The sequence below is a fragment of the Azospirillum brasilense genome, from assembly GCF_005222205.1.
GTDB classification, from domain to species: Bacteria; Pseudomonadota; Alphaproteobacteria; order Azospirillales; family Azospirillaceae; genus Azospirillum; species Azospirillum brasilense_G.
Genome location: NZ_CP032350.1, coordinates 163,793 through 180,225, shown reverse-complemented (window position 1 = coordinate 180,225; position 16,433 = coordinate 163,793). Strand labels below are relative to the sequence as shown.

Genomic DNA, 16,433 nt, shown 5'->3' with positions numbered 1-16,433 from the left:
AAGCTTCGACACAAAAGCTTATAGAAGATCAGCCATGCCCCGCTGCTTCCAGATCGTCACCCCCTGCCTCGACAGCGCGGCGTTCATCGACGATACGGTCGCAAGCGTGCTCAGCCAGAGCGGCGATTTCGAAATCGTCTACCATGTCCAGGACGGTGGATCGCGCGATGGCACGCTGGAGCGGCTGGAGCATTGGCAGGCCTGTTTGGAGAACGGCAACTTCCCGATCCTGTGCCGTGGGATCCGGATGACGGTTGATTCGCGCATGGACAACGGCATGTACGATGCCCTGAACCGGGGCTTCGCGCAGCTCGGCGTGGACGGTGATTCGCTGATGGGTTGGATCAACGCCAGCGACCGCTTGGCACCCGGAGCCCTGCAAACCGCCTGCGACGTGACGGCGGCCTTTCCCGACATCGAGTGGTTGACCGGGCGGATCACGCGGCTCAATGCCCGTGGCAGCCTCGTCCACATCGAAGATTGCTTCGCCTTCCCGGCCAAGACGCTTGCCGCCGGGCTCCACGACAACCGCCACCTGCCCTTCCTGCAGCAGGAAGGCAGCCTGTGGACCGGGCGATTGTGGCATGCCTGTGGGGGGCTGGACACCCGTTTGCGGATCGCCGGCGACTTCGACCTGTGGCGCCGGTTCGCGGGGAGGGGGGCGCCGACGGTGGTGAACAGCGTGCTCGGCCAGTTCCGGCACCACGATCGCCAACTCGGTGCGGGCGATGGTTACATAAGGGAGTTGGATGCCTCTTTTACCGACGCCATGGCCGCCCATCGGGCGGCGGTCTGGGCTGAATACCGGCTTTTGTCGTCGCCGAAGGACCTGGGTGGCCTGGCTGCCCATGGCTTCACGGGACCGGTCGTCCAGTTCGTTGAGAGCCTAGGCGTCTGGAAACGTGTGCACCGCTTTCCCTTCGCTCAGCGCTGAGGGTGTTCCCCCTTGCTCAGGAACCAGACCGAACAGGTGCAATGCCCGTGATCGTCGCGCGTCACCAGATGCGGCCGGCGTTCCGAATCCTCTCCCCGCACGGCGATCCGATCTAGTGTGGCGTCGCTCAGGCTCCAGTCCACTCCCCCGCAGAGCACCAGCCCGCTCCTGTCCGCAAGGATGCCCATCACTGCGGCGATCCGGTCCGGAGCCGGACAATCCCTCCGCCCCCGATTATCGAGAGCGGTCTCCACGGAGCAGGTGATGACTCCGCCTCCGGCCAGTCTGCGGGCGGTGTTGCGCAGAAGGGTGTCGGCCTGCCGCAATCCGGCCCCTAGCAAGGTGTTCTGCGGAATCAAGACGGCATTCCATGAACGGTCCGGCCATGAACGGTCCGGCGCCGGGGAGGCCGGATCGGGGTGGATGGACATCCGGTCCATCCGGCGCATCCGCCGCCGCGCCAGCCAGCCGGTCCCATGCCCCTGAAGGTCGATGATGTCCACTCCGGCGGTCCGGAGCGACAGGAAGTGGCCCAGCCCGTCCGGCGCCCGGCTGATCACCGCACAGCGGGCATCATGCCCGATCACGCCAAGCCGCCCCAACCCGTACAGCATGTGGGTGCGTTCCCACACCCCGCGGCTGCGCTTGAAATAGGCGTAGGTGGATGCCCGGAAAGGCAAGCCGTCACGCGTGAACTCCTCGGCGACGGCCCGCCAATGAGTATCCTCCCAATCCTCCGCCGCGCAGAGCTTGTTGAGCAGCGGCGGGGCAGGAGGCTTGGATGACACGATGAGAGGATCGATACGCTCCCGCAGGGCACGACTCGGCCGGTTCCGTTCGATCCAACGTCTGCGCTCCTGCCGCACCGGCTCAGGCACCGCCGCCCCGACAACGTCCAGCAACGCCTGAGCGACCGCCGTGCAGCGGTGCGGTTCGACAGCGTCCGGCCCTTCGGCGGCAAGGATGCGATCCAGATCGCCGCGCGCGATCTCGACCTCCTGCCGGTCGATGGGAAAGGCTCGGCCTAGGGCCGCTCCAAGCCGCCGCCCTGCCTCGTCCGCCGCCCCATCGGATCGGACGGCGAGCCCTGTGCGGCGGACCTGCCCATGCCGGACGCGCGTGCTGAACATCGTGTGCGTGAACATGACCCGCTCTCCGAAGCGCATGCCGAAGAACGTGTTGACCGCAGGCACGCCGATGAAACGCCTCGGCGTGCCCTTGCCCGCCGCGAGGCGTTGGCGCTCCCGTTCCGTCTGCTGAATGAAGAGGCCGTAGATCAGGCCGAGTTGCCTCAGCCCTTCCTCCGGAATCCCCTCGAAGCAGGGGCAGGGATCCTGCGCAAGCCAATCGTCGTCCAAGGCAAATTCGAACAGGAAAAGGGAAGCCCGGCGGTCGAACTCCAGCGCGTCGACGGCTTCCACGCCGGGGAATTCATCCGGAATCACCCCACTTTCGGGCACCAGGACCGCCTCGCCATGGCCAAGCGCCCGCCAAGCCCGCAGCGTGCGTTCGAACATCCCACGGTGGCTGCCGACATAGGCCAGCACCGCATCCGGCGGCGCCGTCGCCAGGAGATCCGCGACATAGGGAAGCGCGTGGTCCGGGTCGAGCCGCAAACGGAAACGGGCGCTGAAGTTGGTGAAGTCGTTCCATGCCTCACGTCCGGGATCGTCCTGCGCCGGCAGGCTCTTTTCCAGGGCGGCGGGCAGACGGCCGGAAGGGGGGGCGTCCGCGCGGAATTCCTCCAGCGCATGACGCACCAGCCCCCAACGCTCCGCCTGTTCGGGCAGGTCATCCCGAACGACACGGTCGATGTAGCGCACCGGATCGTTCATGACCGTGTCGTCGCGATGGATCGCCGTGGGGAGACGGGTGTGGCCGCAATGATAGGCCAGGACTTGGCCCGACAGGGAATCGACACGCCCATACCGGCGGTGCAGCCGATGGCACAGGTTCATGTCGACGTTCCACCCCGCCAGCATGTCCTCGTTGAAGCCATGGATCGCGAACAGGTCCGACCGGAGGGCAAGCTGGAAGTCTCCGATGCCGTCAAAGCGCGTGATCGGATCGGTGTGCACCAGCTCGTTCAGATGGAAACGCGCACCCCACCAGCGAAATCGTTCGATCGCCAAGCGGGGATCGCGGCGGTCCAAGGATTCCCACAGTGATTCCGGCACTTCGAAACGCGGCACCTGATAGAAGCCGTCGGGCAACCCGTCCACCAGCTCTGACAGGGAACGGCCCCCATCCCGGCGGAGGAAAACCATGTCGGTATTCGTGGACAATATCCAGCGGTTGCGCGGATTGGAGCGGCGCAAGCCCACGTTCCGGGCGACCGATTCTATGGTCGCATAGCTGGTCCGGTCGGCGAAAAGGGCATGCAGCGCCGGACGAACGCGAACGACACGCAGAATCTCCCGGCAGCCCCCGGTCAACGTATCGAGAATCGCTTCGACGAAGGTTGGCAGATCGTCAGGCGTGTTGTAATCGACGAAGACGATCTCATCGCCGGGAGCGGTCAAAACCTCTGCGATGCTGTTGAGGCTAAGAGCGGCGCGTTTGTGCAGATTATAGCCGTGCGAGTCGTTCCTGCCGTAGACAATGACGGAAATCATGAAACACCACCGGAGCAACAGGACAAGAAGGCGGTTCTGTGTGGAAAAGACCGCAGCCGCCCCCACCTCCACCGGGTTCTGAAACAAAATTCCCTACTGCGCAACCCATCTTCGGAGAGACGCGAGAGACGGGCGCCCGCAATATTTTCGACTTGACCTTCAGCAGAAGCAATCAGAGGGTGGCGCGATTTCCTCCGCGTCCTTCCCGGATCATCAATGGCGATCCCTTCACCGCTGGGCCCGAACGACATGGCCCGCTATGCCCAGGCCGACGTCATCTTCGTCGCGCAGGACGGGTTCAAACTGGCACCCGCCCGTGTGCGCGCCTACAGCTTCGCAAAGCTGGTCAACCAGCGCGGACTGCGCGCGGAGGTGCTCTCCTTCTTCGACCATCTCGGCGCGACCGAGCAAGGGGGGTTTGCCGCCAATCTGCCGGAGGAGGAGAAGCTCCGCCTGACTCTGGCCGCCTTCGAGGTGCTATCGCGCAACCCGCGCGCGCTGCTCTACGTGCAGAAGGCCGGCTACCACGCGGTCGCCTGTCTGATGGCGGCAGGCTGCAACGGCAACCGGATCGTGCTCGACTACGACGACTATGATCTGGGCAGCCAGCCCTTCCGCCGGATCGAGCCCTGGCTACCGTCGCTGAAGCCCGAGGAATTCCTTGCCCGCTTCGCCGAACGGGCCCAGGCCTGCGTGGCGTCCAGCCGGCGCATCCTCGACCTGCTCGCCCCCTTCAACCCGAACACGCACCTTGTCCACACGGTGGCGGACCGGGACGTCTTCAATCCGGACCGCCGCGGCGACGGTCGCCGGCGTTTCGGCGACTCCGTGAACATCCTGTGGTGCGGCGACGTGTGGGGCGACATCCCCATGCGGGACATCGTCTTCGGCGTCGATGCCTTCGCCCTGGTCCCGAGCCGCATCCGCCGCAAGGCCCGCTTCCACATCATCGGCTTCGGGCGGGCCTGGGAGGAGTTGAAACGGCGCCTGCGGCAGCGCCACCCGGAGATGGACAACCTGGTCTTCCACGAGCACATCCCGCCGGGCGCGTTCGGCGCGGTGCTCAACGAGATGGACATCGGCGTCCTGCCCTACGCCGACAACGCGTTCAACGCCTCGAAAAGCCCGACCAAGATGTTCGAGTACATGCTGACCAAGGTGGCGATCTGCGCCACGCCGGTCGGCGAGGCGGTGCATTGCCTGGAGAACGGCGCGTCCATCCTTCTCGGCGAGGGGCTGGAGGACTTCTCCGACCGTCTGGCGACGCTGATCGACGACGACGACAGGCGCCGGGCCGTGGCCGAGGCCGCCTATGAACGGGCGCTCGCCGACTACACGCTGGACGCCGTCGGCGACCGGCTGACCGCCATCATCCGGCAGGCCATGGCGCCGGACGCATCGGCCGGCCCGGCGGGGATGCCGCTCGAAGCCTTCATGCGGCAGGCCCTGGGCCGCCGGCTGGCGATGCCCTCGCGCGAGGTGGCGCTTGCCCGCGGCGACCTGAAGGCCGCGGCGGCGGCTCCCGACCTCGCCGCCGTCGATCCGCGCCGCTGGTCCGCCCCGCTGCTGGCGCTGCTGGACTGGCCGGGCGCCGCGCGGAGCGAAGGCGTGTCCGAAGAGACTCTGGCCCGCCTCCGGGACGCGGCGCTACGCCACCGCAACGCCCGCCGCCTGCGCCCGCGCCTGCGCATTACCGCGATGGAACGGCCGGATGGACCGCCACGCCTCGCCAAGCTGGCCGCGTCGGAGGATTGGGAAGACCCGGCCTGGTTCGCCTGGGCGCAGCGCTTCAAGACGAACTGCGGCACCTTTCACGTCAGCGCGGCCGACAACATCCCCGACTTCGAGGCGCTGCGGGACGACGAACGGCTCAACCACGTCTACAGCTACTTCAAGCGCAGCCGGGGGACGTGGGAGCGCGTGCACCTCCTGTACGGGCTCGACCGGCTGGGGCTGCTCGACGGAACGGCCCGGATGCTGGCGATCAGCACCGCCATCGACGGCTTCTATCTGGCCCTGACGGAATGGGTCTCCCATGTGGACGTGCTGGACATCGGCCCCGGAGCCGCGACGCGGGCCGGGCGCGCGGCGGCGGGCGAATTGGACACGTGGCTGCTGAAGCCGCGCCTGTTCCGCCGTGACCGGATCGCCATCCACCACGGCCTGCCCGAAGCCGCCGGGCAACGATCCGGGGACACCCCCTGGAACGCGGTCCTTCTGCTCCAGGACGCAGTCTTCGATCGCAACGCCGATGGTCTGCTCGCCTGGGCGGACGAGCGGTTGGCGGACGGCGGCATCCTGGCCGTGATGGGCCGGCTGCGGCTCGACGGCGGCACGGATGTGGCCGGCCTTGCTCCCGACCTGGCCGGCGAGGGCCTCGCGACCCTGTTCCAACGGCACACCGGCTTCGAACTGCTCGGCGGCTTCGATTCATCGTTGAGCGACGCGACTCTCGACCGGCTGGTGCGGACCGGAGCGCCCGGCGCGGAAAACCCGCATCTGGTGGCGCTGACCGGCGACACCCTCCACGCGCCCGTGGTCTGGTTCTGCCGCAAGACGGGGCCCACGGCGCCCGGCGGCTGGACGCGGCTGGCCGCGGCGCTGAGGGCTTGATGCGAAAGCCCTGGCGCCACGCGCAATTTGAGGCTTTGTTAACCGCCCCCCTTCGATCATCGGCCCATTCCGCCGCAAGACATTTGGACGAAACCCCGTCATGAACGCCACACGCCCCTGCAGGATCGTCGTCACGGGCGGGGCGGGATTCGTCGGCTCCAACCTTGCCCTTCTGTTCAAGCGCGACCGCCCCGAAGCCGAGGTCGTCGCCTTCGACAACCTGCGCCGGCGCGGTTCCGAACTGGCCCTGGACCGCCTGCGCGCGGGCGGCGTGCGCTTCGCCCATGGCGACGTGCGCAACCCGGAGGATCTGGAGGAACTCGGCGCCTTCGACCTGCTGCTGGAATGCTCCGCCGAACCGTCGGTGCATGCCGGCTATGACGGCAGCCCGGCCTACGTCATCAACACCAACCTCGTCGGCACGGTGAACTGCCTGGAGGCGGCGCGGCGCCACGGCGCTGACATGGTGTTCCTGTCCACCAGCCGCGTCTATCCCATCGACCCGCTGCGCCGGCTGCCGCTGGAGCGCGGCGCCACGCGGCTGGTGCTGCCGGGCGGCGCCGCCGGGCCGGGCTGGTCGGCGGCGGGCATCGCGACGGGCTTTCCGATGCCGGGCAGCCGCTCCATCTACGGCGCCACCAAGCTGGCGTCGGAGCTGATGATCGAGGAATACGGCGCCATGTACGGCCTGCGCGCCGTGATCAACCGGTGCGGCGTGCTGACCGGACCCTGGCAGATGGGCAAGGTCGACCAAGGCGTCGTCGTGCTGTGGGCGGCGCGTCATCTGTATGGCGGGACTCTGTCCTACAGCGGCTTCGGCGGCGAGGGGCTTCAGGTGCGCGACATGCTGCACGTCGCCGACCTGTACGACCTGCTGAGGGTGCAGGTGGCCGGCATGGACCGGTTCAAGGGCCGGATCTTCAACGTGGGCGGCGGGCCGGAGGTGAGCGTGTCGCTGGCCGAGTTGACTAGGCTCTGCGCGGAGCGCACGGGCCGGACCATCCCCATTGCCGCCAGCCCGGAAACCCGCGCCGCCGACATCCCCTGGTACGTGACCGACAACGCGGACGTCACGCAGGCGACCGGCTGGCGCCCGCAACGGACGCCCGGCGCCATCATGGACGAGCTGATCGACTGGCTGGGCGCCAACCGGCGCATCCTGGAACCGATTCTGTTATAGACGACGCTTGGCGGTCCCCCCGCTTCACTTTTCCCGAGGAGAACTCCCTCATGTCCGTCGTCATCGTCACTGGGTCCGCCGGCCTGATCGGCGCCGAAGCCGTCGGCTTCTTCGCGGAGAAGGGGTTCGACGTCGTCGGCGTGGACAACGACATGCGCCGCTACTTCTTCGGCGACGAGGCGAGCACGGCCTGGAGCCGGGAGCGGCTGGAGAAGCGGCACCCGTCCTACAGCCATGTCACCGCGGACATCCGCGACCAGGACGCCATCGACGCGCTGTTCGCGCGGTACGGCTCGTCCATCGCGCTGGTGATCCACACGGCCGCCCAGCCCTCGCACGATTGGGCGGCGCGGGAGCCCTTCACCGACTTCTCGGTCAACGCCAACGGCACGCTGAACCTGCTGGAGGCCGCGCGGCGCCATTGCCCGGACGCCCCCTTCATCTTCACTTCGACCAACAAGGTCTACGGCGACACGCCCAACGCCCTGCCGCTGGTGGAGCTGGAGACCCGCTGGGAGCTGGACCCGTCCCACCCCTGGGCCGCCCACGGCATCCCGGAGGCGATGAGCATCGACCAGACCAAGCACAGCCTGTTCGGCGCCTCCAAGGTGGCCGCGGACGTGATGGTGCAGGAATACGGGCGCTATTTCGGCATGAAGACCGCCTGCTTCCGCGGCGGCTGCCTGACCGGGCCGGGCCATTCCGGCGCCCAGCTCCACGGCTTCCTGGCCTATCTGGTGAAATGCGCGGTCACCGGCACGCCTTACCGGGTGTTCGGCTACAAGGGCAAGCAGGTGCGCGACAACATCCATTCCTTCGATCTGGTGAACGCCTTCTGGCACGTCTTCCAGAAGCCGCGCAGCGCCGAGGTCTACAACATCGGCGGCGGGCGTCACTCCAACTGCTCGATGGCGGAGGCCATCACGAAGGCCGAGCAACTCACCGGCCGCCCGATGGCCTGGAGCTACGACGAGACCAACCGGATCGGCGACCACATCTGGTGGATCAGCGACATCCGGCGTTTCCAGGAGCATTATCCGGACTGGTCGCTGACCCGCGACATCGACGGCATTCTGGCCGAGATGCACGCCGAGATGGCCGACCGGTTCGCCCGCCAGTGATTGCCGGCCCGTGATGGCCGGTCCGAGCATGACGATCCGCAGGGAGCGGTGGAAGGAAGCGCGATGAAGGTCCTGTTCAGCAATCCGCCCTGGTGGATCAAGCGGTTCGAGTTCGCCGGCGACGACGCCCCGGCCTCGGCGTGGTTCAGCGGCGTGCGCGCCGGTTCGCGGTGGCCGCACACCAACCAGGCCCACTCCTCGCCCGGCAACTTCGTGTTCGGGGAATATCTGCCCTATCCCTTCTTCATGGGCTACGCCGCGACCTACGCCGCCAAGGCGACGGGCGCCAAGGTGACGTTCCGCGACTCCATCGCGCTGCGCGAGTCCTACGACAGCTATTTCCAGCACCTGCGGGAGGAGCGGTACGAGTACATCTTCATCGAGACGGCGACGCCCTGCTGGGATCACGACCAGACCATCGTGCGACGCGTCAAGGAGATCCTGCCCGACACCAAGATCGTGCTGACCGGCGCCATGTCCGCCAAGGGCGAGGCGGTGATGGAGCAGTTCCCCATCCACGCCGTCATCCAGGGCGAGTACGAGAAGGGCAGCGTGCGCGTGCTGAACGGTGCGTCGGGTGTGCTGCCCCACGAACTGCTGACGGTGGCGGAGATGAACGCCGCCCCTTACCCCTACTTCGACGACGTCATTGCCCACCGCTATTGGGACGTGAACCCCGCCGGGCAGAAGGCGCCGCAGCTCCAGGTCTGGGCCAGCCGCGGCTGCCCCTACAAGTGCATCTTCTGCGTCTGGCCGGCGACCATGACCGGCAACGACCCGGACGGCACCGGCAAGCGCTCGGTCCGCTTCTACGAGCCGGACTATGTGGAAGGGATGCTGCGCGATCTGGTTGGGCGCTACGGCTACCGGTCCATCTACTTCGACGACGACACCTTCAACCTCGGCGACAAGCACGTTCTGGGGATCTGCGAGGTGATGACCCGCATCGGCCTGCCCTGGTCGGCCATGTGCCGCGCCGACACCATCAAGCTGGAGACGTGGCAGGCCATGCGCGACAGCGGCTGCTTCGGCGTCAAGCTGGGCTTCGAGAGCGGCAACCAGTGGGTCAACGACAACATCGTCAACAAGCGCCTGAACCTGGAGACCGCGCGCGCCGCGGTGCATGAGATCAAGCGGCTGGGCATGACGGTGCACGGCACCTTCACCTACGGCCTGCCGGGCGAAACGCGCGAGCAGATGCAGGACACCAAGGCCTACATCGCCAGCCTGCCGCTCGACACCTTCCAGGAGACGGGCTGCGGCGAGATCGAAGGCACGCCCATGTCCACCCTGAGGGAGAAGGGCCATCTCGACCGCTACGCCGGGGCGGCGCTCGACGAGCAGTATCTCTACGTGCCGGACGGCGGCGAGAAGATGCGCCGTTTGTCCGAAGGCGACCTCGCCATCGGGGCCGACAAGGCCAAGAGCAGCTCCGACTACCTCATCCGCCAGTGGCGCGCGCTGGGCGCTGCGGTGACCGAAGCCGCGGCCGACGGCCCCGTGGCCCTGTGGGGCATCGGCACCGACTTCTTCGAGACGCTGGGGCAGGTGCCGGCGCTGAAGCCGCTCATCACGGAAGGCCGCGTGCGGCTGTTCGACGGCAAGCTGGCCGGCCAGTCGCTGGACGGCGCCCCGGTGGAGGCCCCCGCCGCTCTGCCCGGCTTCGCGGGGCCGGTCTTCCTCACGCCACGCATCGTCTCCTCCCGCACGGCGATGCGGCAGGACGCGGCGCGGCTGGGAATTTCCGCCGCCATCCTGCGCGATCTCTACGACGACGCGCCTGTGTTGGCGGAGTAAGGTCCGGCGGAGTGAAACCGGACGAAGAGGGCGGTCAGGCCAGGAACCCGGCCAGCCTCTCCCACCCGCCGTCCGGGGTATCGGCCCGCTTGCGGACGAACCAGACGGCGGTGATGTGCAGGGCCTCGCCGGTGCGGGCGGCGAAGTTCGGGTTCCCGGAACCCGGCGCGCCGGTCGTCACGAACCGGTCGAGCGTGGCGTCGCTGAGCGACAGGTCCACCGCCCCTGTCAGTTCCAGTCCGATGTCTGACAAGGCGTCTCCCAGGCCCTCGGCCTGACGCGGGGTGAGCCCCGGCACGCCCGGACGCCCGTTCAGCCGGATCTCCGCCGAAAAGGCCAGAACCCCGCCCGGGGCCAGACGCCGGTCGATCCAGGTCAGAAGCGCCGCCGCCTTTCCCTCCGCCACCAAGCGCGGCAGCGTGTTCTGGGGGAGGACAGCGATGTCCCACAGCGCGTCGGCGAACAGATCCGCCCCCGGCGCGCCATGGTGGATCACGATGCGGTCGCGATGGAAGCGGCGCGGCTTGGCGAGCCAGGGGTCGCGGTCGCCGCGCTCCACCCGCTCCGCGTGGGCCGCCGCCGCCGGCCCGACATCGACCACCCCGACGCACCGCGCCAGCTCGGTCAGCATGAGGTAGAAGCCGTCCACCTCGGCGCTCAGCACCAGGGCGCGGGGTCCCCGCTCCAGCAGGCCCAGCCGGTCGAGGCCGTAGAGGAACTGCGCGCGCTCCCAGGTGCCGCGGCTGCGCTTGAAGAAATTGTCGATGTTGTTGCGGGCGTCCTCGTCGCGGCGGCGCTCCGCGTCGGCGTCGTCGATGTAGGGGGCCTGGAAGGTCGAGACGTTGGTCCGCACCCGCACCGCCCAGGGCCGCCAGGACGGATCGTCCCAATCCTCCGCCGCGGCGAGCTTGCTGAGCGCCGGGGGGCCGGGGGGGCGTTCCCGCACCGGCAGGAGGATCTCCGGGCGCAGCCGGGCGGCGTTGCGATGGCGGGCCGCGGCGGCCTTCAGGGCGGCCACGCGGTCCGGCGCCACCCGCTCCACGCTGGTCAGGCCGGGCCAGTCGAGGGCGGCGACCAGCGGCCCGCTCCAGCGGCGCGGGTCGGCGGCCTCCAGCTCCTCGGTGGCCAGCAGGGCTTCCAGGTCGCGGCGCATCAGATGCACCTCGCGCGGGGCCGGCGGGACCGGCCGGGCGAGGCGAACCGTCAGGAAATCCTCCAGCGTCGTCACGGGCGGGGCCTCCGCCCGCTCCTGCGGTTCCAGCAGGCCGCGGACGACGGCGGCCAGCCGGGGGGCGATGCCCTGGAGGGAGAAACGCTCCATCGCCACCCGATGGGCGGCCTCGGCGACGCCCCGGCGGAAGGTGTCGTCGCCGATCAGCCGGGTGAGCGCGGCGGAGTAGCCCTCCATTCCTTCGGCCAGCAGTCCGGACACGCCGTTTTCCAGGCAGTGCGTCACCTCGCCCACCGGCGTGGCGCAGACCGCCACCTTGGCCAGCAGGAACTCGAACATCTTGGTCGGGCTCTTGGCCACGTTGAACTCGTTGGCCGAATAGGGCAGCACGCCGATGTCCATCTCCCGCAGCACGGCGGGGATCTCGGCGGGCGGAATGAACTCGTGCAGTTCGAGGTTGGGCAGATCCGGGAAGTGCTCTCTCAGGCGCCGCTTCAACTCTTCCCAGGCCCGCCCGAAGCCGATGATGTGGAAACAGGCGCGGTCGCGCACGGCGCGGGGGACCAGCGCGAAGGCGTCCACCGCGAACAGCACGTCCTTCATGGGGATGTCGCCCCAGAAGTCGCCGGAATAGAGGATGTTGACCCGGTTCCCGAAGCGGCGGCGCGGCGCGTCCCGCCCGTCCGCGGTGAACAGGTCCTGATCGGCCACCGTGTGGATCAGGTGCGTGTTCGGGTTCAGCGGAGCCAACAGCGTTTCCAGCCGGTGGCTGGCCGCCACGCAGGCCCCGGCCCGGTTGGCCACCGTGTGGAAGAGCTGGTCGGGGCGCAGGCTGGGGAACCAGGGCTCCAGCCGGCGGAAGGGCTGCATGTCCAACTCGTAGTCGTCGTAGTCGAGCACGATCCGGTTGCCGCCGCGCTCCGCCGCCAGGGCCGCGGCCAGCGTGTGGTAGCCCACCTTCTGCACATAGAGGACCGCCCGCGGGTTGCTCGCCAGCACCCGGTGGGCCTCCAGGTTCAGGCGGATCTTCTCCTCCTCGGGGATGGTGGAAAGGGCGCCGGCCTGGTCGGCGGCGCCCAGATGGTCGAAGAAGGACAGCACCTCCGCCCGCAGCCCCTGCTGGCGCAGCGCCTTGGCGAAGTTGTAGCAGCGCACCCGCGCGGAGGGCTGTCGGAAGCCGTCCTGGGCCAGGAAAATGACGTCCGCCGCCGCATAGCGGGCGAGGGCATCCGCGTCGAAGGTCGGCGGCAGGGTCATGGGGACTCGGTGCAGGAGGCGGGAGTGGCACCGCTATCTACCGCCGCTCCACGAGCCCCGGCAAGCCTTCCCGCATGGGCTGTGACCAGTGTCCCGGCTGTGGCCATTCTGGGACCAATGTCACACACCCAATCGATAGTGGTATGCCAGTTTTGGAGCGCGAGGGAGCATTCCGCAACCCTCGGGACGGGCGGTTTCCCCGCCCGCAGGCTCCAGGATCCCGCATGTCCACGTCCCCGCAACGGACCATCGACATCCCGATCGTCGTGAACGCCTGGGGCGTGTCCGCCGGCCAAGCGCCGCATTTCCGGCTGCTGGTCGACGGCGTGATGATCGGCGAGGCGTGGGTCGCCGCCACCTCCAGCACCCCCTACCGCTTCACCGCCACGCTCGATCCCGATCAGGCCCACCGGATTTCGATCTGGTACGACAACGACGGGGTGGTGAACGGGGTGGACCGCAACCTCTTCGTCGGCTCCATCCTCGTCGACGGGCAGGAGGTCAAATCCACCGACGCGCGGGCCACCTACGACAAGGGTGCGGTGGACGGGAAGGACGTGGTTCCCGGCCAGGTCGGGCTCTATTGGGGCGGACTGCTGTCCTTCGGTCTGGGCGAGGAGATGTTCGGCGGCCCTCTGGTCCGCCCGCCCCCCAAGCCGGAGGAGGTCATCACCCGGCCCATCCCCATCACCGTCGAGGCGGCGCGCGGCGCGTCCGCCACCGGGCCGGTGCGCTTCAAGGTCCTGGTGGACGGCACGCTGGTTGGGGAGGCGGAGGCCGCGTCCGGCACCGCCGAGCGCTTCACCTTCGGCGTCACCCTGGACCCGTCCATCGCCCACACGGTGCGGATCCTGCCGGTGGACGGGACACCGGCCGGCGCTCTGGCGCTCGGCGCCGTGACGGTGAACGGCAAGACCGTGGCCCCCCCGGCGCCGTCCAACGACGGCTCCGTCACCCTGGCGGTCGCCGCCCCCGTGTTCCAGGGCAGCGCGTCGGACGCCGCGGCTCCGCAGGGCGACGCCTTCTACGTGGCGAAGAACGGCAACGACGCCTGGTCCGGGCGGCTGGCCGCGCCGAACGCCGAGGGCACCGACGGCCCCTTCGCCAGCCTGGAGCGGGCGCAGGCGGCCATGCGCGCCGGCACCGTCAAGACCACCTACGTCCGCGAGGGCTCCTACAATCTGACGGGCACGCTCAGCCTCGGCGCGTCGGACAGCGGCGTCCGCATCCTCGGCTATCCGGGCGAGCAGGCGGTCCTCAGCGGCGGCGAGCGGGTCACCGGCTTCACCTATGAGGGCAACGGCGTCTGGTCGGCGCCCCTGTCCGCGGCGCCGGGGCTGGACGTCACCGTCGACGGCGTGCGCTACCGGCTGGCCTCCAAGGGCGCCTACGACCCGCAGGACCCGACCACCGGCTGGTTCGTCGCCGACGCGAGCGCCTATGGCGCCAGCAAGAACGCGCTGCGCTACCGGGCGGGCGACGTCACCACCGCCGATCTGGTGCCGGGCAGCCGGGTCCAGGTCTTCGACACCGAGCGGCTCCAGGACGCGATCCTGACCGTCGCCGGCATCGACACGGTGACGCGCACCCTGACCTTCACCGCCGACGCGCCCTTCACCATGCGCGACGGCTCGACCTTCAAGCTGCTGGGCAACAGCGCCCACGTCGATCAGGTCGGGGAGTTCGCCTACCGCGCCTCGGACGGGCGGCTGGTCATCAAGGCGGGGGAGGACTTCACCGGGACCGGGGTGGAGGTCGCCCGGCTCGGCACGCTGCTGCGGCTGAACGGCGCCAACGGGGTGACGGTCCAGGGGCTGACCTTCACCAACACGACGACGGACGGCAACGCTCTGGACGTCGTCAACGGCGACGTCAACACCATCGCCGGCAACGGCTTCGTGAATGTCGGCACCGGCATCCGGCTGACCCAGGGATCGGACCGCAATCTGGTCAGCGGCAATTACCTGGACCATCTGGGCATCAACGGCATCGCACTGACCGGCCAGTCGATCGGCAACACCGTCACCGGCAACCGCATCCAACACATCGGCGAGGTGCGCAAATACGCCGGCGGCATCATGGCGTCGGGGATCAGCGACACGGTGATCTCCCACAACGACATCGACCACAGCTCGCGCTATGGCATCTCGGTCAAGAACTGGGACACCGCGACGATCAGCCTGAACAACGCCATCCTTTACAACCGCGTCCGCAACACGGGGCTGGAGACGGCGGATTCCGGCGGCATCGAACTGCTCGGGCGGTCGAACCTGAACACCGGCACGCGGATCGAAGGCAACCGGGTCGAGCACACCGGCGGCATCGCCACCACCAGCACCGGCCAGTGGCTGCGCGACTACAAGGGCTACGGCATCTATCTGGATGACCTGACCAGCGGCGTGACCGTTCAGGGCAATTTCCTGCGCGACACCGCCTGGGCCGCCGTCATGATCCATGGCGGCCACGACAACACCGTGACCAACAACATCGGCGTGCTCGGCGCCAACGGCGAGAGCTTCATCCGCATCGAGTGGGTGCCCCTGGCCGGAGCGGCCGGCATCCCGGCGAACAACACGGTCACCGGCAACCTCGTGTCGGGGGCGGTGCCGCTCGGCGGCTACGTGACGATCCTGTCGGCGGGACAGAACGCCATCGACGCCAACTTCCTGCATCAGGTCGGCGCCTATGGGGCGAACGACCGGACCGGCGACCCGCTGTTCGCCGACGCCTACAACCACGATTACAGCCTGTTGCCGCTGTCCCCGGCCCTGACGGCCGGTCTCCAGGATCTCGCCTGGACGCTGATGGGCATCGTCTCCGGCGGCGGCTCGGCGCCCCCGCAGGACGGCGGCGGGACCACCCCCCTGCCCCCTTCCGATCCCCAGGCCAACGAGCCGCCCGCCCCGGTGCCGGTGCCGGTGCCGGTGCCCCAGCCCGACAACAGCACCCCCGCCGCCCCGCCCGCCCCCTCTCCAACGCCGTCGCCGGCCGCCCCGTCGGTCTCGGCGCCCCTCCCCGACCCGGCTCCGGCGCGGCCCTCCGTGCCTTTCAGCCGGATCGTGGACGGTGTGCAGACGACGGTGGTGGCCTACGCCTACGAGGGGCCGGTCGCCACCCTGCAATGGAGCTTCCTGGGAACCACCGAGAACGAGGTGGTCGGCGGGTCGGACGGCAACGACTTCATCAACCTGATGGGCGGCGACGACGCCGCGTCGGGCGGGGCCGGTGACGACGTGCTGGACGGCGGCTCCGGCTCCAACTGGCTGATCGGCGGGCCGGGCCACGACACCTTCTTCGTGGATGGGCGCGGGGGCGAGGTCACTTGGTCCACCATCGTCGATCTGGAACGCGGCGAGTGGGCGACCCTCTGGGGCTTCGTGCCCGGCCAGTCCCGGCTGACCTGGGAGGAGATGGGCGGCGCCGAAGGCTACAAGGGCGCCACCGTCCGCTGCGACATCGACGGCAACGGCACCATCGACGCCAGCATGACCTTCACCGGCAAGGCCGTGGGCGCCATGACCGTCACCACCGGCATGGCCGGCAGCGAGCCCTACATCGCCTTCATCACCCTGTAGCCGACTCCTCTTCCTTTTCCCCATTCTGGCCCAGCATGCGCCGCCGGGCCCACTAAAGCGGATTGCAATCCGCTTTGGACCGCGACGGCGGTCCCGGTCGCACATGCGACCGGAGCCCGCCGGCGAATGAGGCGCTATGAGTCTAAAGCGAACGGAAGTTCGCTTTAGCA

The 16,433-nt window shown here is 68.8% G+C and carries 8 protein-coding genes; 6 read left to right on the top strand and 2 right to left on the bottom strand.

Annotated features, from left to right (window positions below; all coding sequences use genetic code 11):
- Positions 1-34: 34 nt before the first annotated feature.
- Positions 35-934, top strand: coding sequence for a glycosyltransferase (locus tag D3869_RS32850; RefSeq protein WP_175426716.1), 900 nt, complete (start codon positions 35-37; stop codon positions 932-934).
- Here D3869_RS32850 and D3869_RS32845 read toward each other — a convergent pair.
- Positions 925-3,549 (bottom strand): hypothetical protein, encoded by a 2,625-nt coding sequence (locus D3869_RS32845; protein ID WP_247896135.1) that lies wholly within the window; start codon positions 3,547-3,549, stop codon positions 925-927. The two genes, D3869_RS32850 and D3869_RS32845, sit on opposite strands and share 10 nt — an antisense overlap.
- A 216-nt stretch (positions 3,550-3,765) precedes the next feature.
- Between D3869_RS32845 and D3869_RS32840 the strand changes: the two genes are divergently transcribed.
- The 4 genes from D3869_RS32840 (at position 3,766) to D3869_RS32825 (ending at position 10,260) form a co-directional block, all read left to right on the top strand.
- Entirely contained in the window at positions 3,766-6,162 is a 2,397-nt protein-coding gene (locus D3869_RS32840; RefSeq protein WP_247896134.1) for a glycosyltransferase family protein, read from the top strand.
- A gap of 100 nt (positions 6,163-6,262) precedes the next feature.
- Positions 6,263-7,342: an NAD-dependent epimerase/dehydratase family protein gene (locus tag D3869_RS32835; RefSeq protein ID WP_137143776.1), complete on the top strand. Its 1,080-nt coding sequence runs from the start codon at positions 6,263-6,265 to the stop codon at positions 7,340-7,342.
- A 50-nt stretch (positions 7,343-7,392) separates the two neighbouring features.
- Positions 7,393-8,463: an NAD-dependent epimerase/dehydratase family protein gene (locus tag D3869_RS32830; RefSeq protein ID WP_137143775.1), complete on the top strand. Its 1,071-nt coding sequence runs from the start codon at positions 7,393-7,395 to the stop codon at positions 8,461-8,463.
- A 63-nt stretch (positions 8,464-8,526) separates the two neighbouring features.
- Positions 8,527-10,260 (top strand): B12-binding domain-containing radical SAM protein, encoded by a 1,734-nt coding sequence (locus tag D3869_RS32825; RefSeq protein WP_137143774.1) that lies wholly within the window; start codon positions 8,527-8,529, stop codon positions 10,258-10,260.
- 34 nt (positions 10,261-10,294) lie between these two features.
- On the opposite strand, the gene D3869_RS32820 is transcribed toward D3869_RS32825, so the two are convergent.
- Positions 10,295-12,688: a glycosyltransferase gene (locus tag D3869_RS32820; protein ID WP_137143773.1), complete on the bottom strand. Its 2,394-nt coding sequence runs from the start codon at positions 12,686-12,688 to the stop codon at positions 10,295-10,297.
- A gap of 224 nt (positions 12,689-12,912) precedes the next feature.
- Here D3869_RS32820 and D3869_RS32815 point away from each other — a divergent pair, with 224 nt between their 5' ends.
- The gene (locus D3869_RS32815) at positions 12,913-16,263 is read left to right on the top strand and encodes a carbohydrate-binding domain-containing protein (RefSeq protein ID WP_137143772.1); all 3,351 of its coding nucleotides are present in this window, start codon (positions 12,913-12,915) and stop codon (positions 16,261-16,263) included.
- Positions 16,264-16,433 lie beyond the last annotated feature (170 nt).

What these genes read in the sequence shown, in the direction of transcription:
- D3869_RS32820 (WP_137143773.1), bottom strand. Translation starts at nt 12,688, where the DNA reads ATGACCCTGCCGCCGACCTTCGACGCGGATGCCCTCGCCCGCTATGCG.
- D3869_RS32845 (WP_247896135.1), bottom strand. Translation starts at nt 3,549, where the DNA reads ATGATTTCCGTCATTGTCTACGGCAGGAACGACTCGCACGGCTATAAT.
- D3869_RS32850 (WP_175426716.1), top strand. Translation starts at nt 35, where the DNA reads ATGCCCCGCTGCTTCCAGATCGTCACCCCCTGCCTCGACAGCGCGGCG.
- D3869_RS32815 (WP_137143772.1), top strand. Translation starts at nt 12,913, where the DNA reads ATGTCCACGTCCCCGCAACGGACCATCGACATCCCGATCGTCGTGAAC.
- D3869_RS32830 (WP_137143775.1), top strand. Translation starts at nt 7,393, where the DNA reads ATGTCCGTCGTCATCGTCACTGGGTCCGCCGGCCTGATCGGCGCCGAA.
- D3869_RS32835 (WP_137143776.1), top strand. Translation starts at nt 6,263, where the DNA reads ATGAACGCCACACGCCCCTGCAGGATCGTCGTCACGGGCGGGGCGGGA.
- D3869_RS32840 (WP_247896134.1), top strand. Translation starts at nt 3,766, where the DNA reads ATGGCGATCCCTTCACCGCTGGGCCCGAACGACATGGCCCGCTATGCC.
- D3869_RS32825 (WP_137143774.1), top strand. Translation starts at nt 8,527, where the DNA reads ATGAAGGTCCTGTTCAGCAATCCGCCCTGGTGGATCAAGCGGTTCGAG.